The following is a 23432-nucleotide window of genomic DNA, read 5'->3' as shown; positions in this document are numbered from 1 at the left end:
GGCGGCATCGCACCAATTTGGCCTGTGTTGGCCTGACCGGGTGGGAACGGGATCGTCAGTCGGTGCGTCCATTTACCGATGGAGTTCATACCCGAAAACCGCTTGGCCGCACCCGCGGTCGTCACCGGCGACATCCTCGTCAAGGCTCCGCCAGAGGTGCGCAGGCCCACTGCGGTCAATCCGCTCGCTCGGCTGCTGCCTGCCGTGATGGTCGTCGCCGCCGTCGGGATGGTCGTGGTGTATCTGCGGTCCGGCCACGGCGGCGTGCGCAGTCCGATGCTGGTGCTGTTCCCCGTGATGATGCTGGCCTCGCTGGTCGGCACGGTCGCCTACAGTGCGCGCGGAGCGGGCGGGGCGGCCGAGATCAACGAGGATCGCCGTGAGTATCTGCACTACATCGCAGAACTTGACGCGGCGGCAGCGGCGACCGCGGTGCGGCAGCACGAGTCGCTGCATTGGACCCATCCGGACCCCTCGACATTGTGGACCCTGGCCGGGACCGCCCGGATGTGGGAAAGGCGTCCTGCCGACGCCGACTTCTGCCGCGTGCGGGTCGGGCTTGGCTTAGACGAGCTCTCGACAAGGCTGGTGATGCCGGAGCTGGGTCGCACCGGCGAACGCGATCCCGTCACCTGCGAGGCCTTGCGACGTGTGATGAGGCACCGATCGCACGTCGCCGACCTGCCCCGCACCGTGGCGGTGTGCGCGCATCCACGGGTGGCCATCGACGGTGACGAGCGCGCGGCGCGGCGCCTGCTCCGCGCCGTCGTGTGCCAGCTGGCGGCCCTGCACAGTCCCGAACACCTGAGGATCGCCGCCGTGGTCGGGGGAGACGTCGTCAGGGGAGAAGTCGTTAGGGAAGAAGAAGTGGTTAGGGAAGAAGTGGTTAGGGAAGAAGCTGTCGGGGCAGAGGCCGCCGGCGAAGACGGGGCTGGGGAATGGGATTGGCTCAAATGGCTTCCGCATCATCAGCATCCCACCCTGACGGATGCGGCAGGACCGGTCAGGATGACCTATCCGACGCTCGGTGAGGCCGAGGCCGACTTGTGCACAACCGCGGCGGGAAAGTCCGTACACACGGTGCTCGTCGTTGACGGTGACGCAACCGGGTTCGCCGAATTGGGCGGCATCCCCGGTGTCACCGCGCTGGCGATCGGGTACAACGCGCCCGCGGGCCTGCACCTGCGCATCGACGCGGAAGGCCTACGGGTCGACGGCGACAGCGGTGTAGCGGCGTGGGCACGACCCGACGCGATGACGCGTGACCAAGCGGAGACGTGTGCACGACGGCTGGCCCGCTACCGATCGTCGGCGGAGAGCGTCGGCGGGCTCTCCGCACCACCCGACTGGGCCGCGTTGGTCGGTGTCGATCCGAACCGTATCGATCCCGCGACGCTGTGGCGAATCCGCGAACCCCGGCGTCGCCTGCGAGTGCCCATAGGTGTCGCCGACGACGGTACTGTCGTGGAACTCGATCTCAAAGAGGCGGCGCACCACGGCATGGGCCCGCACGGATTATGCATCGGTGCAACGGGTTCGGGAAAGTCGGAATTCCTGCGCACGCTGACGCTGGGCTTGGTGGCCACCCACCCGCCCGATGCGCTCAACCTCATCCTGGTCGACTTCAAAGGCGGTGCGACCTTCCCCGGCTTCGACCGGTTGCGTCACGTCGCGTCCGTCATTACAAACCTCGCGGACGAAGCGCAACTCGTCGCCCGGATGAAGGACGCGCTCGCGGGTGAACTGAACCGCAGGCAGGAGGCGCTGAGGGCGGCGGGCAGCGTGGCCGACATCGCCGAGTACGCGCGTGCCCGCACCCGTGACCCCTCCCTCGCGCCGCTGCCCGCGGTGCTCATCGTGGTCGACGAGTTCTCCGAGTTGCTCAGCCAGCACCCCGACTTCGCCGAACTGTTCGTGGCGGTCGGGCGGCTGGGCCGGTCGCTGGGCATGCATCTGCTGTTGGCCAGCCAGCGGCTCGACGAGGGCAGGTTGCGCGGACTGGAAACCCACCTGTCCTACCGGATCTGCCTGAAGACCTTCTCCGCGAGTGAATCCCGCGCCGTGCTGGGTATCGCCGACGCCGCCCAGTTGCCCGCAGACCCTGGCGTTGCGTATCTGAGGACCGCGTCTGGGGAGCTGACCCGGTTCCGCACCGCGTTCGTCTCCGGCCGCGCGGGCGTGCGCAGCGCCTACGTCCTCCAGGGCGGCGCGGGCCGACCGCAGCCGTTCACGGCGCAGCCCGTCCGGCTGCCCGCGACGGAGAACCAGGCACCGCAGGGCCATGCCTGCGCGCCCACCGTGCTCGAAACCGTCCTCGACCGGCTGTCCGGGCACGGCGTGCCCGCCCACCCGGTGTGGCTTGCGCCGCTACGGGATTCACCGCCGCTGGACGCCGTGCTGACTCCGATACGGGAACCCCTCAGTGTCGCCGTCGGGCTGGTCGACCGGCCGTTCGAACAGCGACGCGATCCGTTGCTCGTCTCGCTGGCAGGCCGGCATGGCAACGCGGCAGTGGTGGGAGGGCCGGGATCGGGCAAGTCGACGGCCCTTCGGGCATTGGTGTTGGCGCTGGCCGCGACGCATGGTCCGCAGGCGGTGCAGATCTACTGCATCGACCTCGGCGGCGGCGCGTTGTCGTCGCTGCGACCGCTGCCGCATGTCGGGGCGGTGGCGGGACGGCTCGACGTGGATCTGGTGCGCCGAACAGTGGCGGAACTGGAATCGCTTGTGCGGTCGCGTGACTGCGCGTTCCGGCAGATCGGAGTCGATTCCATGGCGGAGTACCGAAGGCTGCGTGCCGTGGCGGATCCGACGGTCGCCGATGACCCGTTCGGGGACGTGTTCCTGGTCATCGACGGGTGGGCGACGTTGCGGCACGACTTCGAGGATCTGGAAGGACGCATCACGTCGCTGCTGGCTCAGGGTCTGTCGTTCGGCGTGCACGTGGTGATCGCCGCATCGCGGTGGGCAGAGATACGTCCCGCCATCAAGGATCAGCTCGGCAGCAGGATCGAATTGCGACTGGGTGACCCCGCCGAGTCCGAGATGGACCGGCGGCGGGCCCGCGACCTCGGAGACTGTCCTCCCGGACGCGGAATCACCAACACCGGACATGAATTCGTCCTCGCCCTGCCCAGACTCGACGGCCACACGGGGACGGCGGGTCTGACCGAGTCGATCGCTGCGAGCGCCGAATTACTGGCCCGCCAGCACCGGGGTCGGTGCGCACCGCCGATCGAGCTGCTCCCGGCGCACATCCGGTACGACTCGCTGGACACCGTCGCGCGGACCCGGCCGGCCACCCAGATCGTATTGGGCCTCGATGAACGCGAATTGCGCCCTGCGGCAATCGACTTCGAGGAACAGCCGCATCTGATCATCCTGGGTGAGGCGCGGTGCGGCAAGACGGCGACGCTGCGAATGCTGTGCACAGACATCGTGCACAACGCCCCCGCGGACTCGGCGCAGTTGATGATCGTGGACTTCCGCCGCACACTGCTTGGTGTTGTGGAATCGGCGCATCTGCGCGGATATGCGATGTCGGCGACCGCACTGACTTCCCAGCTGAGGGATCTGCTGGAGATGCTGACGGCGCGGATGCCCGGCGACGACGTCACACAACGGCAGCTGCGGGCCAGATCCTGGTGGTCGGGCCCGGAGATCTATGTCGTCGTCGACGATTTCGACCTCGTGGCCGCGGCGACGGGCAACCCCCTCAACCCGCTGATCGACTTGTTGCCGCACGCCGGGGATGTGGGACTGCACGTCGTGCTGGCGCGCCGATCCGGGGGAGCCGCGCGTGCGATGTTCGATCCGATGCTGGCACGGATGAAAGACCTGGGCTGCATGGGATTGATCATGAGCGGCAGTCCTGAAGAGGGCGTCCTGTTCGGGACGGTACGCCCGGGGCCGCTTCCGCCGGGGCGTGCCACGTTGGTCACCCGGGCGCGGTCCGCTCAGCTGGTCCAGGTCGCCTGGTGCGATCCGCCGTGACCGCGGTGATCATCGAGGTGGGGCCCTGCGAACTGCGCGGACCGGCCGGAATCGACGCCGACACCGCCGGGTTGGCGCTCGACTGCATCGACGACGACCTGGCGTTGGTCGGTGACCGACCGGTGGAGGTCGCCGGCCTGCTGCATGAGGTCCTCGCCCCGCTCGCCGGTGCCGGCGCGGCGATACTGGTCGTCCCGTCGTGGTGGCCGCCCGGGCGAACCGTCCGGATCCGCGGCGCGGTGCGGGGACACACCGACAACGTCGTGGTGCTCGAGCGGGTGCGGGTGCTGGGCGGCGGATCCGCGGCGCGGACGCTGGTCGAGATCGCACCCGACCTGGTCGTCGTCTCGGTTGACGCGACGATGGTCGCCGTGGTGCCCCGCCTCGGTGAAGCCGACGAGGTGGTGTCGGCCGTCGCGAGCGCCGTCGGCGGGCAGGCCGCGGTGCTCGTCGATGTGCCACCGGGCGTGGACGGTGCGTCCCGCCTTGCATCGGCGATCTGCGAACAGGTGCGTGCGGGCGGCGGTGCGGCGTCGATCGCCGATCCCGACCTGGTGATGCGACGCGCGGCCGACTGGGATGTGCCGCCCGGTGAACGGCCGACGGGTGACCGCGACGCCGGGCGCCGCGTGGGTACACGACGCAGAGCCATCGCCGCGCTGGCGGGGACAGCGATCTCGGCGGCGGTGCTGTGTGCGGCGCTGGCGGCAGAGCCCGCCCACCGCGTCGCACGTGACGGGAGTCCACCGGTGACGACCCTCGTTGAGGGGCGCGTCAGCATCGACGTCCCTGCCGCATGGCGCGTCGAGCGCATCACTTCCGGTCCGGGATCGCCACGGGTTCAGGTCATTTCACCGACGGACGCCGACGCGGCGGTGCTTGTGGTGCAGTCCCGGGTACGTCGGGGCCAGACGTTGCAGATGGCGGCCGACGTGATCCGCGCGGCGCTCGACGGCCAACCGGGCGGCGTGTTCACCCAGTTCAACCCGGCCGACCGTCGGGCGGACAAACCCGTCGTCACCTACCGCGAGATCCGCGAAGGCGGGCACATCCTGTGGGCGGTGTTACTCGATGGCGACATGCGGATCGCCATCGGCTGCCGGAGCGGGATCGGCCGGGAATCGTCGGTGCGGCCGGCCTGCGACGAGGCGATCCGCACGGCCCGCGCGGTTTCCTGACCGCGCCCGGAACCGCCGCGGCGCCCGCCACGTCCTACCCACGTTGCCCCACACCGGACCGGAAGGACCCATCATGCCCATCCCGACCCCCATTCAGGGGCCTGCCCCGACCGGCGGATCACTATCCACCGACTTCGACCTCATGACCGCGGTCGCCAACCAGGTCGACACCCGAAACGAAGAGATCAGGGCCATGTTGCAGTCGTTCATCGGCGCGATGGCCAGCGTGCCGCCGTCGGTGTGGGGCGGCGCCGCCGCGACCCGGTTCAAGGATGTGGTGGACCGATGGAACGCGGAGTCGATGACGCTGCACGCCGCACTCGGACGAATCGCCGAGACCATCCGCCTCAATGAGCGGACTCTGCGCGAGGCCGCCGATCAGCATGCCCATCGGATCGGTGGCATCGCCACCGCCTTGTAGACCCCGCCGACGGATTGGAGAGAGTCCATGGATCAGGTTCTGTCGTACAACTTCGACGAGATCGAGTACGCGGTGAGGCAGGAAATCCACGCCACGTCGGCGCGGTTCAACGCGGCCCTCGACGAGCTGCGATCGCAGATCGCGCCGCTGCTGCAGGCGTGGACCCGCGAGGCTGCGCAGGCCTACAGCACCGAGCAGTCCCGGTGGGATCAGTCGGCCGCTTCGCTCAACGAGATCCTGTTCAGCCTGGGCAACGCGGTGCGCGACGGCGCCGATGACGTCGCGGCTACCGATCGCGCCGCCGCCAGCGCGTGGGGTTACTGACCCGAGATCAGGTGTACCTGCGGATGCAGGGCGCCTGTGACCGGCCTGTGCGGTCCCGGCGGGAGGAGAGCCCCCGGGACCGCACAGTTGCGCCCTGGTGATCTGTACCCCGGAAAGTAAACTATTGTGACGGCCACCGCGCCGTAGCCAGCGGGTGAGTGGCACGCGCGAGGAGCGTGATCGGCTTGACATTGTCGGATAGCGAGGAGCTGGGCCGTGGCGGCACGGCGCGCCCGGCGTCGTCGGCGACTGTTCGCGCTGTTCACGAGCTCTTCGTCGGCGGTCAGGTGGACGCCTCATATCTCGAGACGGCACCGCTGCGGCGGCTGGTGGCCGAGAGTTGGCGGCGCAGCCTTGCCACCGGCGTCGATCCCGATCTGGGCGGGGCACAGTCCCCGCATGCGGCGCCGAGCATTGCCGATCTGCGGCAATCGCACCCGTTGTCGACGGCACTGCCCGTCATCCGTAAGTTGCTGGTCGAAGATGCCGCCCACTCCGGTGTCGTCGTGGCCGTGACGGCCGCCGACGGGACGCTGCTCTGGGTGGAAGGTGATCGCGAAGCGTGCCGCAGGGCCGAGGCGATGAACTTCGTGCCCGGCGCCGACTGGAGTGAGCGCGGGGCGGGAACCAACGCGCCCGCGCTGGCGCTTGCCCTCGATCGTGAGCTGCAGATCCGCAGCTGGGAACACTTCTCCCGGGTCGTGCAGCCGTGGAACTGCACTGCCGCACCGATCCACGACCTCAACACCGGGGCATTGCTGGGGGCCATCGACCTGACCGGTGGGTCACAGGTTGCCTCACGCCAGACGCTGGCGCTGGTGCGGGCCACCGCGGTCGCCGTCGAAAACCACCTGGCGCTGGTGCGGCTCACGGGGCGGGAGGCGGTCGCCGCACCCGTCGGTGCATCCGCCCGGCTGACGGTCCTTGGCGCCGATCGACCGTCATGGCGGGACGCCGACGAGACCGGCGGGCCGAAAGTGAGCCAGCTGGCGGGTCGCCACGCCGACATCCTCGTGCTGCTCGGCCGCCACCCCGAGGGCCTGAGCGCCGATCACCTCGCGATGTTGCTCGACGACAAGGACCTCGACGTGGTGACCATCCGCGCCGAGATGTCGCGGCTGCGCAGAGTCATCGGCGGCGATTACATCGCGTCGCGGCCTTACCGTCTCCTCGCCGAGGTGGCCAGCGATATGGGCGATGTGTTCGCCGCCCTGGAGCGAGGGGACGTGCACGCCGCGCTGTCCCGCTATGCCGGGGAGTTGCTGCCCCAATCGGTGTCGCCTGCGATCGCACGGTTGCGCACCGAACTCAGCGCGAGCCTGCGCGGCGCGGTGCTTGCCGCATCGGCCAAGGGGGACCTGACGCTGTTGCGTCGCTGGCTGGACCTGCCGGAGGGACGTGACGACCGGAACGGCTGGCGGATGCTGCACGACTGCGCCCCGGCCGGTTCGGTGGCCAGGGCACAGGCCCGCGGTCATCTGGTCGGGCTGGATTTCGATCTCGCGTAACAGACGCAACGGTCTGCAACTGTGCTGCAACCCTCTGCTACCTACCTTCAGTGACTACCGACACATTTGTTGGACTGAAGGCAGGAGAACTTATGACCGTGTATGCCCGCCCCGGGACCGAAGGCTCGTTGATGTCATTCCAGGCCCGGTACGACAACTTCATCGGCGGTCAGTGGGTGCCGCCGAGCGGTGGCCTGTACTTCGAGAACCGCACGCCGGTCACCGGTGAGGTGTTCTGCGAGGTGGCCCGTTCGGACGCCTCCGACATCGAGAAGGCTCTCGACGCCGCTCACGCCGCAGCCCCCGCCTGGGGTAAGTCCAGCGCCGCGGAGCGCGCGCTCATCCTCAACCGCATCGCCGATCGGATCGAGGAGAACCTCGAGGCCGTCGCGCTGGCCGAGTCGTGGGACAACGGCAAGCCGATCCGCGAGACGCTGAACGCCGACATCCCGCTGGCCGTGGACCACTTCCGCTACTTCGCCGCCACGATCCGCGCGCAGGAGGGTTCGCTGTCGCAGATCGATGACGACACCGTGGCCTACCACTTCCACGAGCCGCTGGGTGTCGTCGGCCAGATCATCCCCTGGAACTTCCCGATCCTGATGGCCGTCTGGAAGCTTGCCCCCGCGCTGGCCGCCGGCAACGCCATCGTCCTCAAGCCCGCCGAGCAGACCCCCGCGTCGGTGCTGTACCTGATCTCGCTGATCGCCGACCTGCTTCCGGACGGCGTCCTCAACGTCGTCAACGGCTTCGGTGTCGAGGCGGGCAAGCCGCTGGCCTCCAGCAACCGCATCGCCAAGATCGCGTTCACCGGTGAGACCACCACCGGCCGCCTGATCATGCAGTACGCGGCGCAGAACCTGATCCCGGTCACTCTGGAGCTCGGCGGCAAGAGCCCCAACATCTTCTTCAGCGATGTGCTGGCCGCCAACGACGACTACCAGGACAAGGCGCTCGAGGGCTTCACGATGTTCGCCCTCAACCAAGGCGAGGTCTGCACCTGCCCGTCGCGTTCGCTGATCCAGGCCGATATCTACGACGAGTTCCTCGCGATGGCCGCCATCCGCACCAAGGCCGTCCGCCAGGGCGATCCGCTGGACACCACCACCATGATCGGTGCGCAGGCGTCCAACGATCAGCTGGAGAAGATCCTGTCCTACATCGAGATCGGCAAGAGCGAAGGCGCCAAGGTGATCACCGGTGGTGAGCGCGCCGAGCTCGGTGGCGACCTCAACGGCGGCTACTACGTTGCCCCGACGATCTTCACCGGCAACAACAAGATGCGCATCTTCCAGGAGGAGATCTTCGGCCCTGTGGTGGCGGTGACCTCGTTCACGGATTACGAGGATGCCATCTCGATCGCCAACGACACGCTGTACGGCCTGGGCGCAGGGGTGTGGAGCCGCGACGGCAACACCGCCTACCGCGCAGGCCGGGACATCAAGGCCGGCCGCGTGTGGACGAACTGCTACCACCAGTACCCCGCGCACTCGGCGTTCGGTGGCTACAAGCAGTCCGGCATCGGTCGTGAGAACCATGCAATGATGCTCGACCACTACCAGCAGACGAAGAACCTGCTGGTGAGCTACAGCAGCAAGGCCCTCGGATTCTTCTGACCAACGCTTGCGCCGTGACGAGCGCTTGCGCGAGGAACCGTGGGACCTGACGAGCGCTTGCGCGAGGAACCGTGGGACCTGACGAGCGCTTGCGCGAGGAACCGTGGGACCTGACGAGCGCTTGCGCGAGGAACCGTGGGACCTGACGAGCGCTTGCGCGAGGAAGCAGCAGCCCCCCGATTTCCCCGGTCGGGGGGCTGTCTGCGTCTTGGCGTGAATTGCCTCCGAGTGGGGGTGGATTCGGGGGCTCTCACGGCGATTAAATCGGGGTATGACTCAGATCATGAACTCCCCGTCCGAGAAGGCGGCGACGGACCGGATGCGTGCGGCCGTCGTGACAGAACTGGGTGCGCCGCTGGATGTCCAGGACGTCGACGTGCCCGTCCCCGGCTTCGGCGAGGTGCTGGTCAAACTCGACACCTCGGGGGTCTGTCACACCGATCTGCATGCGGCGCAAGGGGATTGGCCGGTCAAACCCCGGCCGCCTTTCATTCCCGGCCACGAGGGATGCGGCACAGTCGTCGCACTCGGCGACGGAGTGACCGATCTGAAGGTCGGCGACAAGGTCGGCAACGCATGGCTGTGGTCGGCCTGCGGCAGCTGCGAGTTCTGCCGCACCGGATGGGAGACCCTCTGTGAGCGCCAGCAGAACGGCGGCTACAGCGTCAACGGCAGCTTCGGAGCGTACATGCTCGTCAACGCCGCTTACGCGGCGCGGATCCCCGATGGTGTCGACCTCGTCGAGGTGGCGCCGATCCTGTGCGCGGGTGTCACGGTCTACAAAGGCCTGAAGGTGACCGACACCCGACCGGGGCAGTGGGTGGCGATCTCCGGTATCGGCGGACTCGGGCACGTCGCCATCCAGTACGCCCATGCCATGGGGCTGCGGGTGGTGGCCATCGATATCGACGACGACAAACTCGCCCTGGCGGAGCGGCTCGGCGCTGAGGTCACCGTCAACGCGGCCACGTCCGATGTCGTCGCCGACGTCCAAACGGTGACCGGCGGCGTTCACGGGGTGCTGGTCACCGCCGTGCATCCCGAGGCGTTCGGACAGGCCATCGGGCTGGCGCGGCGTGGAGGGACGATCGTGTTCGTCGGACTACCGCCGGGCGACTTCCCCGCGCCGATCTTCGACATCGTGCTGAAGGGCCTGACCATCCGCGGTTCCATCGTCGGTACCCGCCAGGACATGGACGAGGCGCTGGACTTCTACGCCCGCGGCCTGATCCATCCCACCGTGGAGGCCACCACCCTCGACGAGATCAACAACGTGTTCGACCGGATGAAGCGCGGGCAGATCGACGGGCGTGTCGTCATCGACTATCGGTGAGCCCGGCCCGCGCCTCCGACGAACCCGCGGTGGGTGGCCATCCGCTCGCGCTCGAAGCGGTAGTGGGTGGCCAGCCAGGCGGCCTTGTACACGTCGCCCGTGCTCTCTGCCTTGGCGATACGACGTCGTTCACGATCGTTGAGGTAGTGCACTCGGATGTCGAAGAAGGGGTCGAGCAGCCGCAGCACGGTCCAGCGGTAGCCGACCATCGCCCACGAAGACGCTTTCATCGCAGCCGATCTGGCGAGCTGCGGATAGTCGGTGTCGGCGATGACACGTGTCAGCGCGCGCGGGTCCAGTCGCTGCAGGCGATGGGAGTGCAGCGATTCCAGTGCCGCATTGACCGCCGACACCGTCGTCATCGCCGATCGGTGGTTGGCATCGCGGATGTCGGCGGCGCGCCGCAGGAGTGCGTCGAGGGGCAGGGCGTGGGCGTTCGCCAGGAGTTCGGTGCGCTCCCGGGTCAGGGACGCGGGGGCGCCGAGCGCGACGAACAGGTCGCGGGTCAGCGCATCGTTATGACCGAAGTTGCGCACGGCGCGGTTCAGCCACAATGCGGCGGCGACGGCGATGCCGAGCAACGCCAGGACCGTGATCCACCCCGAATCTCCCCATAGCGCAACGTAGTAGGCAACAGTGGCCGCGGCCGAGCCGAGTCCGATGACCGTGATCGCAGTGAGGTCCTGCGCACGCTGTGGGAACTGGGTGAGATAGGCCAGATGCAGCGTCTGCCGTTCGATGTCGGAAGCGATCTGTCGCGCTCCGGGCACAGCGGGCGGCAGCTTCTCGGCGAGTAGCAGGGAGCGGTAGAGACGGCGCTGAACGGTTGTCTTCCCGGCGAAATCGGTGCGGCGCGTGACGAAGCTGACGACAGCCGGGGCCAGCGCGGCAAGCGGCGCGCAGGTCAGCAGGAGGTCGACCAGCATCGCGTGAGTGTAGGCGCGCCGTACTCGTTGGGCTCACCCGATGAGATGTTCGAGGTGCTCAGCGGACCGTTGGATCAGATCCAGCACCCGGCGCTGCAATGGCGTCAAACCGCCGACCGCCCAGATCGCGTGCAGTTCCACCGGTCGTGCGGGGTCACCGTCGGAGTGGCCGGTGCCGACAACGGCGAGTGGTTTGTAGACGACACCGTCCACCCGGAGGGCCGTCGCGCTTGCGGGGACCAGGGCGACCCCTTCTTCGGCCGCAACCAGCAGGACCGCGGTGAGAATCTGCTGGACCCGCTGCTTGATCACCGGATGGCCGTTGAACAGAAACTGGACGGTCAACTCGTGGAAGTACCGCGCCCGCACCGGGTGGTAGCTGATCACGGGCAGACCGTCGAAATCCTCGGGGGTGAGGGGGTGGGTGGCCGCGGCGAGCGGATGGTTCGCGGGTACCGCGGCGCGCAGCGGTTCGCGGGCCACGATCCGCGACGACAGAAGGTAGGTGTCGAACGGCGGGCGCGCGAGTCCGAGGTCGAGTTCGCCCCGCCGGATGCCGTCGACCTGGACTCCGGTCACGCCCTCGTGGAGGACGACTTCGACGTCGGGGAGTTCACTGCCGAACAGTCGCAGCAGTGGGCCCAGCAGGCCGATCGCGGAAACCGCGGTGAAGCCCAGATGCACCGTTCCCGCCGAACCGCCCTGCACTCGCTGGGCGTGTGCGGTCGCGGCATCCAGGGTGTTGGTGACGCGGTAGCAATCCTCGAGGAAGGCGCTGCCGGCCGGGGTGAGCTGCACCCGGCGGTTGTCTCGGTCGAGCAGACGGGCCCCGACGGCGCGCTCCAGGTTCTGGATCTGCCGGCTCAGCGGTGGCTGGGTCATGGCCAGCCGTTCAGCGGCGCGGCCGAAGTGGAGTTCCTCGGCGACGGCGATGAAGCAACGAACCTGGTCCATAGTCACCGTCATGCATCGAAAGTATCAAACGATGCCGGATTAGCCTTGGACAGGTATCGCTACGGCTCCTAGTTTTAGGTGACGGCGGCCACAGCGGCCGCGCTGGTGTAACTTCCGCCGCTCAACGACAGGAGTGAATTCTCATGGTTACCCACACCATTTCGCGTGGTTGCCGCATCCGCGCCGGTCTCGGGGCGAGTGTCGCCGCGGGCCTTCTTCTGACCGCCTGTGGCGGGGTGCAGACCACCACAGGCGGTGGTGGAGACAGCTCCGCCTATCCGTCGGGCCCGGTCGAGATGTACGTCGGCGCATCGGCCGGCGGTTCCAGCGACCTGATCAGCCGTGCCGTTTCCAAGGGGCTCAGCGAGAAGCTGGGCCAGCCCTTCCCGGTGATCAACCGCGAGGGTGCCAACGGCGCGTTGGCCGCCGCCGAGGTCGCCAAGGCCGATCCCGACGGCTCGGTGATCGCAATCCAGAACGCGTCCCTGTTCACCATCACGCCGTTGGCGGTCAGCGCGTCGGAGGCCACCAGCATCGACGACTTCGACATCGTCTATGGCGTGTCTCGCGACGACTACGTACTTGTGACCAGCTCGGAAAGCGGCTTCAAGAGCGTCAAGGACCTCCAGGACACCGGTGAGACCATCCAGTACGGCACCACCGGCGTGGGCACGGGCGCCCAGCTGGCGTCGGCGCTGTTCTTCAAGACCACCGAGGTCAACTCCACCCCGGTTCCGTTCGACGGCGGCGCGCCCGCGCTGGCCGCGGTGCTGGGTAACCAGGTCGACGTTGCCACCCTGCAGGTGGGTGAGGCCGTCGAGAACATCAAGTCCGGGAAGCTGACGGCGCTTGCGACCTTCAGCCCCGAGCCGCTCGCCTTCCTGCCCGAGGTGCCGACCGCCAAGTCCCAAGGTGTCGACGTCGAGGTGTCGCAGTACCGATTCATGACGGTCCCGAAGGGCACACCGCAGGATGTCCAGGACACCATCGCCGATGCCATGAAGGCCACGTTCGAGACCCAGGACTACAAGGACTTCAACGAGCAGAACAACCTCACCCCGATGGAGGAGCCCGGTGCCGAGGTTCTCGCGCAGCTGCAGGCCGACCAGAAGCGCTACGCAGAACTCGTCAAGCAGTACGACATCAAGCTCGGCAAGGACTGACACCGCCATGGCGAACGAAACTCAGGTGCCGGGCGGGGTGGTACCGCCCGACACCGACCATCATGAGCACCCTCACACCCGCGACATCCTCGCCGAGATCGAGGCCGAGGTCGCCCACGAGCTGGAGGAGGAACGCCCCCAGGCGGGCGGACCCGCCTACCAGACGATCGGCGCTCTCGTCGCACTCGGCGTCGGCGTCACCGGTGCGGTGCTGGCCTTCGGGTACGGCCTGGGCAGCTTGCGGGAGCCCGGCCCCGGCCTGTGGCCCTTCATCGTCAGCGTGTCGATCGCGATGCTGTCGTTTCTGCTACTCATCGTCGGACGCGGCCTGGCCGACAGCGAGGCGTTCACCCGCGCCAGCGTGCTCCCGCTGGTTGGCGTCGTCACCTTCATCGGCTTCGGTCTGCTGATGCCGCTGATCGGCTTCGAGATCCCGGCGCTGCTGCTGTCGGTGGTCTGGCTCCGCTTTCTGGGCCGCGAAAGCTGGCGCAACACCATCGTGATCAGCGTCGTCACCGTGGTTGTCTTCTACCTCCTGTTCCTCTACGGGCTGCGCATCCCGCTGCCCCACCTGATCGCTTTCTGAGGCCGCCATGGACGTCAACGCATTTCTGGACGGGTTCGCGCTCGTCCTCGAGCCGAAGAACATGCTCTACTGCCTGGTAGGCGTGTTGATCGGCATGATCATCGGTGTGCTGCCGGGCCTGGGTCCGGCCGCCACCATCGCCATCCTGCTCCCCATCACCTACGGCATCGACCCGGTTGCGGCGATCATCATGCTCGCCGGCATCTACTACGGCGCGCAGTACGGCGGAACCATCACGTCGGTGCTGCTGCGGTTGCCCGGTGAAGCGTCGTCGGTGGTGACGGTGTTCGACGGCTTCGCCCTGGCTAAACAGGGCAAAGCTGGGACAGCGCTGGGAATCGCGGCCATCGGTTCATTCGTCGGCGCGACGATCTCGATCATCGGCTTGACGCTGCTGGCACCGATCGTCGCCGGGTTCGCGCTTGACTTCGGCCCGCCGGAATACGCGGCCCTCGCGCTCCTGGGTGTGCTGCTGGTGGCGACGATCGGCAGTGGCAACAAGCTCAAGGCGATGATCGCCGGCGCCATCGGTCTCCTGCTGGCGACGGTCGGGCGGGACAACTTCAGTGGTGCTTCCCGCTTCACCTTCGACAGCTTGCAGCTGGCCGACGGCATCGACTTCGTCGTCGTGGCAATGGGTCTGTTCGGTGTCGGGGAGATTCTCTACAACCTCGAGCAGCGACACGGTAAGCCGCACACGCCGGCCAAGGTCGGCAACGTGTGGCCGTCACGCAAGGACCTCAAGCAGTCGTCGGGTGCCATCGGGCGTGGTTCGATCATCGGCTTCGTACTCGGTGTCCTGCCCGGTGGCGGGGCGGTGCTGTCGTCGATCGTCGCCTATGCGGTGGAGAAGCGCCGCGCCAAGAACCCGGAGCGGTTCGGCCGGGGGGCGGTGGAGGGCGTCGCGGCGCCGGAGACCGCCAACAACGCCGCGGCGACGTCGTCGTTCATCCCGCTGCTGACGATCGGCCTGCCTGCCAACGCGACGCTTGCCATGCTGTTCGGGGCACTGCTGATCCTCGGCGTCACGCCGGGACCGCAGCTGGTCAACGAGCACCCCGACATCTTCTGGGGCGTCATCAACTCGATGTACATCGGTAACCTGCTGCTGCTGATCCTCAGCATCCCGCTGGTGGGGATCTTCGTCCGGATCCTGCGGGTGCGTCCCGCGATTTTGGCACCGATCACCGCGCTGATCACGCTGCTGGGTGTCTACACCATCAACAACTCGGTGTTCGACATCTTCCTGATGATCGGCTTCGGCATCATCGGCTACCTGATGAAGAAGGCCGGCTTCGACCCGGGTCCGATGGTGTTGGCGTTCGTGCTCGGCACGATCGTCGAGGCCAGCGCCCGCCGGTCCCTGTTGATCTTCGACGGTGACCCGACGGGCTTCCTGACCCGCCCGCTGTCGGGAACGATCCTCGCGATCTTCGTCATGCTCGTGGTGCTGCCAGGTATCCAGTTCCTGCTGGCCCGTCGGGCGCTGCGGAAGAAGGCGCAATTGGATTCGGTCCCAACGAAAGTGGACGCGTCCTGATTCATCGCTGAGTCAATCCAACGGCCCCCGGGAGTGATCCCGGGGGCCGTTTCCATGCTCAGGGGGGATGGCGGGATGCGCGTCGGCCACGCCCGCCGTGAGTGTGGACTTGTCGCACGCCAGTTCGTCGATGGTGTGCGTTATGTCGACGCTCGTGTGGTGGCCCCGCTGCGTGTGGGGACTCACCTCGGCCGTGAGCGAGGACTTGTTGCACGCCAGATCGCCGATGGCGTGTGTTATGTCACCCTCGGCAGGGGTGACGGCCTGTGCCTGGGGGCGACGACCAGGCGAGTGTGAGGGGCTGCAGGTGGTCCACGCTGAACTCGACCTACAAAGAAATCGACCGGTATGCCGGCCCACATTGGGGCTCAGGCATACCGGTCGACGGTGGGGGACTGCGATGGGGTCAGCGGCCGAACTCCGCAGTGCCAACCGTCCACGCGCGGGCCTGGTCGCTCAGCGTGAAGCCGAGTCCGGGCCGATCCGACAGTCGCATCCGGCCGTCGCGGATCTCCAGGTGCTCGTTGAACAGCGGGTCGAGCCAGTCGAAGTGCTCGACCCACACGCCGTGCGGGTAAGTCGCGGCCAGGTGGACATGGATCTCCATCGCGAAATGCGGTGCCAGTTGCAGGTTCTTGTGCTCGGCAAGGGCAGCCAGCTTCATGAACTGGGTGTAGCCGCCGATCCGGGGTGCGTCGGGCTGGATGATGTCGATGGCGTCGGCCTCGATCAGGCGGACGTGTTCACCGACGCTGGCCAGCATCTCGCCGGTGGCGATCGAGGTGTCCAGTGCGCGTGCCAGCGCGGCATGGCCCTCGGCGTCGTAGGCGTCCAACGGCTCCTCGATCCACACGAGGTTGAACTTCTCCAGGATGCGGCCCATGCGGATCGCGGTTGGCCTGTCCCACTGCTGATTCGCGTCGACCATCAGCGGCACGTCATCGCCGAGATGTTCGCGGACACGCTCCAGGCGGGCGATATCTGTGCGCCAGTCGGGTTGTCCCACCTTGATTTTGATCGCACCGATACCACTGGCCAGTGAGGCTGACGCATTCTCCAGCACCTGCTCGATCGGGGTATGCAGGAAGCCTCCAGAAGTGTTGTAGCATGGCACCGAATCCCGATGGGCACCAATCAGTTTGGCCATCGGTAGGCCGGCCCGCTTGGCCTTGAGGTCCCACAGCGCGATATCGATGGCGGCGATCGCCTGAGTGGACACGCCGCTGCGGCCGACCGATGCGCCCGCCCACACCAGCTTCGTCCAGATCTTCGCGATGTCGCTGGGATCCTCACCGATGAGCACCGGCGCGATCTCCTTCGCGTGGGCGAACTGCGCCGGCCCGCCTGCACGCTTGGAGTAGCTGAACCCGATGCCCTCATGGCCCTGTTCGGTGCGGATCTCGGCGAACAGGAATGCGACCTCGGTCATGGGCTTCTGCCGGCCGGTGAGCACCTTCGCGTCACTGATCGGAGTCTGCAGCGGCAGTGTGACTGACGAGAGCTTCACCGACTCGATCCGGTCGACGGTGGCGTCGCCGGATGCGAGCGCCTTCAGGGCGGCATCGGGCGCGGACAGCGCGCTGGTCGGACGGTCGGTAACGGTATTCACGGACATGTCGGGTCTCCTGGTGTGGTGCTGTCGTGTGTCGGTTATCGGACGAGGGCGGGGCGCTTGTTGTCGAACGTCCAGCCCGGGATGAGGTACTGCATGGTGACGGAGTCGTCACGCCCACCCAGACCCTTCTCAAGGTAGAGCTGGTGGGCCGCCTCCAGCCGGTCGAAGTCGACTTCGATTCCCAGGCCGGGCTTTTCGGGAAGCTTGACCTCACCATCTGCGATCGTCAACGGCGTCCTGAGCAGCTGGTCGATCCCTTCCTGCCAGATCCAGTGGGTGTCCAGCGCGGTGTACTCGCCCGGAGCGGCGGCGCCGACGTGGGTGAACATCGCCAGCGAGATGTCGAAGTGGTTGTTGGAGTGCGATCCCCAGGTGAGGCCGTGATCCTTGCAGATCTGCGCGACGCGAACGGAACCCTGCATGGTCCAGAAGTGCGGGTCTGCGAGGGGAATGTCGACGCTGTGCAGTTGTAGCGAGTGGCGCAGCTGGCGCCAGTCGGTCGCAACCATGTTGGTGGCGGTCGGAAGGCCGGTGGCCGTGCGGAATTCGGCGAGGATCTCGCGGCCGGAGAAGCCGGCTTCCGCACCGCAGGGATCCTCGGCATACGTCAGCACGTCGTGCAGGTCTCCGCACAGCGCAACGGCCTCGTCCAGCGACCATGCCCCGTTGGGGTCCAACGTGATCCGCGCGTCGGGGAATCGCCTCTTCAATGCGGTGACCGCCTTGACCTCCTCAGCACCCTCCAGGACTCCACCCTTGAGTTTGAAGTCCTTGAAGCCGTAGCGTTCCCGCGTGGCCTCCGCGAGTGCGACGACCGCCTCCGGCGTCAGCGCCTCTTCATGGCGGAGCCGGTACCAGGCGATGTCGGACTTCTCATCGCTCAGGTAGTCCAGGTCGGTCTTCTTGCGGTCACCGATGTAGAACAGGTAGCCCAGCATCTTCACGGAGTCCCGCTGCTGGCCCTCACTGCCGAGCAGCGCAGCGACCGGGAGGTTCAGGTACTGGCCAAGCAGGTCGAGCATCGCGGACTCGACGGCCGTGACCACGTGGATGGTGGTGCGCAGGTCGAACGTTTGCAGCCCCCGCCCCGACGCGTCGCGATCGGCGAAGGTGGCCTGCACCCGCTGCAGCACGCTGCGGTAGTCGGCGATGCTGGCGCCCGTCACGATGGCAGCGCAATCCCGCAACGTGGCGGCGATCTTCTCGCCACCTGGCACCTCACCGACTCCGATATTGCCCTGGGTGTCTTCGAGCACGAGGATATTTCGGGTGAAGTACGGCGCGTGGGCGCCGCTCAGGTTCAACTCCATGGAGTCGTGGCCGGCGACCGGGTATACGGTGCACTTGGCGATTGTCGGTGTCCGCGTCACGGGATAACCTCTCTGGTGGCAGTGGTGAATTCAATTGCGCTCAGGCGCTGGGTGTTTCGACAGAAGTCTGCGCCAGGCCCTCGTAGAACTGGACCAGACCGCTGTGGTCGTCCCCACCGTGTCCGGACGCCTGCAGCGCGGTGAGCATCTCCAGCACGGACGCCGTGAGTGGAAGGGGGGCGCCTACGCCGTGGCTGGTGTCCAGGGCGTTGAGAAGATCCTTGATGTGCAGGGCGATACGGAATCCCGGTTTGAAGTCGTGGTTGAGCATCATCGGCGCCTTGGCCTCCAGCACGGTGCTGCCCGCCAGACCGCCGCGGATCGCCGCGAACACCGCGTCCGGGGATACCCCGGCCTTCTGTGCGAGGACGAAGGCCTCGGACACCGCCGCGATGTTCAGCGCGACGACGACCTGATTGGCCAGCTTGGCGGTGTTTCCCGCGCCGATGTCGCCGACGTGCACCACGGAGGCTGCCATCGTGCCGAGAACGTCCTTCACCCCGTCGAAGACGGCTTTGTCACCCCCGACCATCACCGACAGGGTGCCGTCGATGGCCTTGGGCTCACCTCCGCTGACGGGTGCGTCGAGCATCGGTACGCCCTTCTGGGCGAGGGCATCGTGGATCTCGCGCGCCACCAGCGGTGCGATGGAGCTCATGTCGACGAACACCAGGCCGGTGTGCGCGCCTTCGATGATCCCGCCGGGACCCAGAGCGACGGCCTTCACGTCGGGTGAGTTCGGCAGCATCGTGATGACCAACTCGACCTGTTCGGCGATCTCCTTGGGACCGCCGGCGACGGTGGCACCCGCGGCGGCGAGTTCGTCTGCCGTGGCCTTGTTGTGCGAACTCACGACGACCTGGTGACCCGCGGCCAGCAGGTTCTTCGCCATGGGTTTGCCCATGATTCCCAGCCCGATGAATCCGATGTTCATGAACGGCCCTCCTCTGTGTTTCGCGGTCTCCGTGCGGCGATCGAAACAAGTTGGTGCGCACGATCTCTGAGTGCGTCGAGGTCCCCGGAAAGCAGGGCGTCGCGGAACAGCGCACCGCTGACGCCGACTGCCACCGCCCCGAGATCCAGATAGCGCCCGGCGTCCTCAAAGGTGACCCCGCCGGTCGGCATGATCGAGACGTCGGGCATCGGCAGGGTCAGTTCGGTGAAGTAGTCGACCCCACCGAGCGGACCGATCGGCGACACCTTCACCGCTGGCACTCCGGCGTTCCACGCCGTTACCACCTCGGTGGGCGTCAACGTGCCCGGGACGTAGGGCAGCTGATGGCGGACCGCGGCGTCGAGCAGTTCGGGCAGGAACACCTGACTGACTGCGAAGTCGGCGCCGACGTCGGTGGCGGCCGCGAGGTGCTCGGGTGTCCTGGCCGTCCCGATGCCCACGACCGCGCCGGGCAGTTCCGCGCGGACCTTACCGACGGCGTCGAGCGCCCCGTCCGTGGTCAGGGTGTATTCAAAGCAGCTGACCCCGGCGTCCCACAGCACTTTCGATGCAGCGACGAAGTGTTCTGCGGTCGGCGCCCGCAGGACGGCGACGAGTCCGTTGGCGGGGAGGGGCAATGGCGGGCGTTCTGGTGCAACAGGCACGAAGGTCCTCACCTGGGTCGATGTGGTGAAACGCCGACGAACGTGGTCCTCGGCGGATTCACTGACGGGTGTTCTGTACATCACACGCTACGAGCGGTCGGCCATGCACGTCTAACACCAATTTGGGATCTGGTGATACCGAAACTGCATCACTGCCTCCGCCTCCGGGCGACCGGTGCGGGGGAGGAGCGCCAGATGTCCCGTTGGTCAAAGACCTGGCCGCGAACCTATGCTCAATCGGTCGGGCTGACTTCCGACGAGTGGCCGACCGGTGTATCTGAGACCCGAAATGTGTTGCGCACCCACCGCATCGGCTCCCGCTCTGATTCGAGAGGACTCTTCGGTTGCTGGCTGTCCTGCAGGCGTTCACGGTCATCGCCACCGTCATCGCGGTCGGCGTCGTCGTCGGCCGCACGGGTGTGCTCGGTGCCAATGCGCGAACCATCTTGAACCGCACAGCATTTCATATTGGCGTTCCGGCGCTGCTGTTGATCACCCTGGCCGATGCTGCTCCGCAGCAGGTGTTTTCGCTGACGCTGCTGGTGTCGTCGATCGCCGCGCTGGTGGTGTTCGGGTTGTACTTCCTGATCTCCGCCGCAATGCTGAGACGACCGCGCGGTGAGGCCACCATCGGCGCCGCGGCGTCGTCGTACATCAACGCGGGGAATCTCGGCCTGCCGCTGAGCACCTACGTCCTCGGCAGCACCACCGAGGTCTCGTCCATCATCCTGTTCCAGGTCGTCGTCATGGCCCCGATCTGCTTCGCCATCCTCGACTCCGAACGCTCCGAACACCGCTCCGTGTGGCGCCGGGCCCTTTCATTGGTGACCAATCCGATCATCGCGGCCAGCGCGGTCGGGCTGGTCCTGGCCGGCACCGGCATCGAACTACCCCGCGTCCTTCATGATCCGCTCGAGCTGCTCTCCGCGCTGGCCATTCCGACCGTGCTGCTTGCCTTCGGTATCTCGCTGAGTTCCGGCGGCGTCCGCGTGCCCAGATCGGGCCGTGCGGAGGTGGCGCTGGCCATTGTGTTCAAGGTCGTCCTGATGCCGGCCGTGGCCTACTGCGTCGCCCGGTGGGGATTCGGCGCCGACCACCACCAGCTGTTGGTCGTCACCGTTCTGGCCGCGCTGCCGTCGGCGCAGAATCTGAACGCGTATGCGGCGGTCTACCAGCGCGGCGAGGCGCTGGCGCGCGACGCCACCCTGATCTCGACGCTGGTGTCATTCCCCGTCATCGCGCTTGTTGTCGCGTTGACCGCATGACCCCGTCCGCGGGCGTTTTGACCTGCGTCGACGCGCGCCGGTAAGCTGCCGGGTTGGCGTGTGGTGGGCTTTCGGGCCCAGCGGGTCCTCGGGTCACTGTCGGTCGCCGAGAAATCACCCCATCCGTCCACGCCGGACCGGCACCCGGGTCACCGGGATCCGCGCCGGGGGATGACCCCGATACAACGAGAGGTAAGCGCTGTGCCTACGTACACGCCGAAGGCGGGTGACACCACGCGTACGTGGTACGTCATCGACGCCACCGACGTGGTGCTCGGCCGGCTCGCCGTCGCAGCAGCCAATCTGCTGCGTGGCAAGCACAAGCCGACATTCACGCCGAATGTCGACGGTGGTGACTTCGTCATCGTCGTCAACGCCGACAAGATCGCGATCAGCGGCGACAAACTGCAGAACAAGTTCGCCTACCGCCACTCGGGCTATCCCGGCGGCCTGCGGTCCCGCACCATCGGCGACCTCATGCAGAAGCATCCCGACCGTGTGGTCGAGAAGGCGATCGTCGGCATGCTCCCCAAGAACAAGCTCGGCCGCCAGATCCAGAAGAAGCTGCGCGTTTACGCCGGGCCGGAGCATCCGCATGTTGCCCAGCAGCCGACGCAGTACGAGATCAAGCAGGTGAGTCAGTGACCGAGACCGTCGAGACCGTAGAAGCGACCACCGAGGACGTGGTCGAGGCGCCCGAGGCCGGCGAGGACGCCGTGGAGCGCGAACCGGTGGTGATCGACCGCCCGATTCAGACGGTCGGCCGCCGCAAGGAGGCCGTGGTGCGGGTGCGGCTGGTGCCGGGGACCGGCCAGTTCAACCTCGACGGCCGGACGCTGGAGAACTACTTCCCCAACAAGGTCCACCAGCAGCTGATCAAGGCCCCGCTGGTCACGGTCGACCGGCTGGAGAGCTTCGACGTCTACGCCCACCTCGATGGCGGCGGCCCGTCCGGGCAGGCCGGCGCGCTGCGCCTGGCCATCGCGCGGGCCCTCATCCTGGTGCAGCCGGAGGACCGGCCGGCGCTGAAGAGGGCCGGGTTCCTCACTCGCGATCCGCGCGCGATCGAGCGGAAGAAGTACGGCCTGAAGAAGGCCCGCAAGGCGCCGCAGTACAGCAAGCGGTAGTGGCCCGGCTGTTCGGCACGGACGGCGTTCGCGGCCTGGCGAACGCCGACCTCACGGCCGAGCTGGCACTGGACCTGGCGGTCGCTGCGGCGCACGTCCTGGGAGACACCGGGGCGTTCGCCGGGCACCGGCCCTCGGCGGTCGTCGGCCGTGACCCGCGTGCCAGCGGTGAGTTCCTGGAGGCGGCGGTCGTCGCCGGCCTCGCCAGCGCAGGCGTCGATGTCGCTCTCGCCGGGGTCGTGCCGACCCCGGCGGTGGCGTTCTTGGTCGACGACCTCAGCGCCGACCTCGGCGTGATGATCTCGGCGTCGCACAACCCCATGCCCGACAACGGGATCAAGTTCTTCTCCCGCGGTGGGCACAAGCTCGACGACGCGATCGAGGACGCGATCGAGCGCCGCCTGCGCGAACCGTGGAGCCGGCCGACCGGGGCGGCCGTCGGCCGCGTCCGGCACCGGCCCGAGGCGGTCGAACGGTACGCCGCGCATCTGCTGGCCAGCCTGCCCAACCGGCTCGACGGCCTGCGCATCGTCGTCGACTGCGCCAACGGTGCGGCATCGGCGATCGGTCCGGACGTCTACCGCGCGGCCGGCGCGGAGGTCATCGCGATCCACGCCGATCCCGACGGCCTGAACAACAACCGCTACGCGGGAAGCACCCACATGGAGGCGCTCGTCGCGGCGGTCGTCGCCGAAGGCGCCGACGCCGGCATCGCGCACGACGGCGACGCCGACCGCTGCCTGGCCGTCGACGCGAGCGGTGCGCTCGTCGACGGTGACCACATCCTGGCGATCCTCGCCGGTGCGCTCGACCGGACCGGCGCGCTCGCCGGCCACACGGTGGTCGCGACGGTCATGGCGAACCTCGGTTTCAAGATCGCGATGCGGTCGGCGGGTATCGAGGTCGTCGAGACC

The 23432-nt window shown here is 67.5% G+C and carries 20 protein-coding genes; 14 read left to right on the top strand and 6 right to left on the bottom strand.

Translation table 11 applies throughout. The features are described 5' to 3' along the window. Positions 1-78 precede the first annotated feature (78 nt). The 7 genes from eccCa to adhP all read left to right on the top strand — a co-directional run bounded on the left by eccCa (position 79) and on the right by adhP (position 10373). Entirely contained in the window at positions 79-3993 is a 3915-nt protein-coding gene (gene eccCa / locus ADBZ6K_RS20080; protein WP_526349920.1) for a type VII secretion protein EccCa, read from the top strand. Beyond that, a complete protein-coding gene (locus tag ADBZ6K_RS20075) occupies positions 3978-5171 on the top strand; it encodes a type VII secretion-associated protein (RefSeq protein WP_526349918.1) in 1194 nt (397 codons plus the stop codon). Before eccCa ends, ADBZ6K_RS20075 begins: the two co-directional genes overlap by 16 nt. Positions 5172-5244: 73 nt before the next feature. After that, on the top strand, positions 5245-5592 hold the full coding sequence (locus ADBZ6K_RS20070) for a WXG100 family type VII secretion target (RefSeq protein ID WP_526349916.1): 348 nt from the start codon (positions 5245-5247) through the stop codon (positions 5590-5592). A gap of 27 nt (positions 5593-5619) precedes the next feature. Next, the gene (locus ADBZ6K_RS20065) at positions 5620-5916 is read left to right on the top strand and encodes a WXG100 family type VII secretion target (protein ID WP_526349914.1); all 297 of its coding nucleotides are present in this window, start codon (positions 5620-5622) and stop codon (positions 5914-5916) included. A gap of 191 nt (positions 5917-6107) precedes the next feature. Beyond that, positions 6108-7424, top strand: a complete 1317-nt coding sequence (locus ADBZ6K_RS20060; RefSeq protein ID WP_526350046.1) for a GAF domain-containing protein — start codon at positions 6108-6110, stop codon at positions 7422-7424. A 92-nt stretch (positions 7425-7516) separates the two neighbouring features. Continuing rightward, a complete protein-coding gene (adh, locus tag ADBZ6K_RS20055) occupies positions 7517-9040 on the top strand; it encodes an aldehyde dehydrogenase (RefSeq protein ID WP_526349912.1) in 1524 nt (507 codons plus the stop codon). Between the two features lie 283 nt (positions 9041-9323). After that, on the top strand, positions 9324-10373 hold the full coding sequence (gene adhP / locus ADBZ6K_RS20050) for an alcohol dehydrogenase AdhP (protein WP_526349910.1): 1050 nt from the start codon (positions 9324-9326) through the stop codon (positions 10371-10373). On the opposite strand, the gene ADBZ6K_RS20045 is transcribed toward adhP, so the two are convergent. Then, a complete protein-coding gene (locus ADBZ6K_RS20045; RefSeq protein ID WP_526349908.1) occupies positions 10364-11299 on the bottom strand; it encodes a hypothetical protein in 936 nt (311 codons plus the stop codon). The genes adhP and ADBZ6K_RS20045 overlap by 10 nt on opposite strands. Before the next feature lie 33 nt (positions 11300-11332). Then, positions 11333-12265 (bottom strand): LysR substrate-binding domain-containing protein, encoded by a 933-nt coding sequence (locus tag ADBZ6K_RS20040; RefSeq protein WP_526349906.1) that lies wholly within the window; start codon positions 12263-12265, stop codon positions 11333-11335. Positions 12266-12396: 131 nt separating this feature from the next. On the opposite strand from ADBZ6K_RS20040, the gene ADBZ6K_RS20035 reads away from it, so the two are divergent. Genes ADBZ6K_RS20035 through ADBZ6K_RS20025 form a run of 3 tightly spaced genes read left to right on the top strand, consistent with a single transcriptional unit; the run spans position 12397 to position 15542 of the window. Then, complete coding sequence (locus tag ADBZ6K_RS20035; protein ID WP_526349904.1) at positions 12397-13416, top strand: Bug family tripartite tricarboxylate transporter substrate binding protein; 1020 nt, start codon at positions 12397-12399, stop codon at positions 13414-13416. Between the two features lie 7 nt (positions 13417-13423). Continuing rightward, complete coding sequence (locus tag ADBZ6K_RS20030) at positions 13424-14002, top strand: tripartite tricarboxylate transporter TctB family protein (RefSeq protein WP_526349902.1); 579 nt, start codon at positions 13424-13426, stop codon at positions 14000-14002. A 7-nt stretch (positions 14003-14009) separates the two neighbouring features. Then, positions 14010-15542 carry a tripartite tricarboxylate transporter permease gene (locus tag ADBZ6K_RS20025; protein WP_526349900.1) on the top strand — a complete coding sequence of 511 codons (1533 nt, stop codon included), beginning with the start codon at positions 14010-14012 and terminating at the stop codon, positions 15540-15542. A 406-nt stretch (positions 15543-15948) separates the two neighbouring features. On the opposite strand, the gene ADBZ6K_RS20020 is transcribed toward ADBZ6K_RS20025, so the two are convergent. The 4 genes from ADBZ6K_RS20020 to ADBZ6K_RS20005 all read right to left on the bottom strand — a co-directional run bounded on the left by ADBZ6K_RS20020 (position 15949) and on the right by ADBZ6K_RS20005 (position 20126). Next, complete coding sequence (locus ADBZ6K_RS20020; protein WP_526349898.1) at positions 15949-17157, bottom strand: L-talarate/galactarate dehydratase; 1209 nt, start codon at positions 17155-17157, stop codon at positions 15949-15951. A 35-nt stretch (positions 17158-17192) separates the two neighbouring features. Continuing rightward, on the bottom strand, positions 17193-18467 hold the full coding sequence (locus tag ADBZ6K_RS20015) for an enolase C-terminal domain-like protein (protein WP_526350044.1): 1275 nt from the start codon (positions 18465-18467) through the stop codon (positions 17193-17195). 100 nt (positions 18468-18567) lie between these two features. Continuing rightward, positions 18568-19461: a 2-hydroxy-3-oxopropionate reductase gene (gene garR, locus ADBZ6K_RS20010; protein ID WP_526349896.1), complete on the bottom strand. Its 894-nt coding sequence runs from the start codon at positions 19459-19461 to the stop codon at positions 18568-18570. Then, positions 19458-20126, bottom strand: coding sequence for a bifunctional 4-hydroxy-2-oxoglutarate aldolase/2-dehydro-3-deoxy-phosphogluconate aldolase (locus tag ADBZ6K_RS20005; protein WP_526349894.1), 669 nt, complete (start codon positions 20124-20126; stop codon positions 19458-19460). The genes garR and ADBZ6K_RS20005 overlap by 4 nt, the downstream gene beginning before the upstream one ends. Before the next feature lie 344 nt (positions 20127-20470). On the opposite strand from ADBZ6K_RS20005, the gene ADBZ6K_RS20000 reads away from it, so the two are divergent. The 4 genes from ADBZ6K_RS20000 to ADBZ6K_RS19985 form a co-directional block, all read left to right on the top strand. After that, positions 20471-21391 (top strand): AEC family transporter, encoded by a 921-nt coding sequence (locus ADBZ6K_RS20000; RefSeq protein WP_526349892.1) that lies wholly within the window; start codon positions 20471-20473, stop codon positions 21389-21391. 201 nt (positions 21392-21592) lie between these two features. Next, a complete protein-coding gene (gene rplM / locus ADBZ6K_RS19995) occupies positions 21593-22036 on the top strand; it encodes a 50S ribosomal protein L13 (protein ID WP_526349890.1) in 444 nt (147 codons plus the stop codon). Positions 22037-22074: 38 nt separating this feature from the next. After that, positions 22075-22518, top strand: coding sequence for a 30S ribosomal protein S9 (gene rpsI, locus ADBZ6K_RS19990; RefSeq protein ID WP_526350042.1), 444 nt, complete (start codon positions 22075-22077; stop codon positions 22516-22518). Then, positions 22518-23432 (top strand): phosphohexomutase domain-containing protein (locus ADBZ6K_RS19985; RefSeq protein WP_526349888.1); only part of this gene is annotated, 915 nt, incomplete at its 3' end. The genes rpsI and ADBZ6K_RS19985, both read left to right, overlap by 1 nt.

The sequence above is a fragment of the Mycobacterium sp. genome, assembly GCF_044223235.1.
Classification (GTDB): domain Bacteria; phylum Actinomycetota; class Actinomycetes; order Mycobacteriales; family Mycobacteriaceae; genus Mycobacterium.
Note: the sequence above shows the minus strand (reverse complement) of the source record. Positions and strands in the feature narration are given on the sequence as shown.

Coding starts and splice junctions, on each gene's coding strand:
- eccCa (WP_526349920.1), top strand. CDS start 79: ATGGAGTTCATACCCGAAAACCGCTTGGCCGCACCCGCGGTCGTCACC.
- ADBZ6K_RS20070 (WP_526349916.1), top strand. CDS start 5,245: ATGCCCATCCCGACCCCCATTCAGGGGCCTGCCCCGACCGGCGGATCA.
- ADBZ6K_RS20065 (WP_526349914.1), top strand. CDS start 5,620: ATGGATCAGGTTCTGTCGTACAACTTCGACGAGATCGAGTACGCGGTG.
- adh (WP_526349912.1), top strand. CDS start 7,517: ATGACCGTGTATGCCCGCCCCGGGACCGAAGGCTCGTTGATGTCATTC.
- adhP (WP_526349910.1), top strand. CDS start 9,324: ATGAACTCCCCGTCCGAGAAGGCGGCGACGGACCGGATGCGTGCGGCC.
- ADBZ6K_RS20045 (WP_526349908.1), bottom strand. CDS start 11,299: ATGCTGGTCGACCTCCTGCTGACCTGCGCGCCGCTTGCCGCGCTGGCC.
- ADBZ6K_RS20040 (WP_526349906.1), bottom strand. CDS start 12,265: ATGACGGTGACTATGGACCAGGTTCGTTGCTTCATCGCCGTCGCCGAG.
- ADBZ6K_RS20035 (WP_526349904.1), top strand. CDS start 12,397: ATGGTTACCCACACCATTTCGCGTGGTTGCCGCATCCGCGCCGGTCTC.
- ADBZ6K_RS20030 (WP_526349902.1), top strand. CDS start 13,424: ATGGCGAACGAAACTCAGGTGCCGGGCGGGGTGGTACCGCCCGACACC.
- ADBZ6K_RS20025 (WP_526349900.1), top strand. CDS start 14,010: ATGGACGTCAACGCATTTCTGGACGGGTTCGCGCTCGTCCTCGAGCCG.
- ADBZ6K_RS20020 (WP_526349898.1), bottom strand. CDS start 17,157: ATGTCCGTGAATACCGTTACCGACCGTCCGACCAGCGCGCTGTCCGCG.
- ADBZ6K_RS20015 (WP_526350044.1), bottom strand. CDS start 18,467: ATGGAGTTGAACCTGAGCGGCGCCCACGCGCCGTACTTCACCCGAAAT.
- garR (WP_526349896.1), bottom strand. CDS start 19,461: ATGAACATCGGATTCATCGGGCTGGGAATCATGGGCAAACCCATGGCG.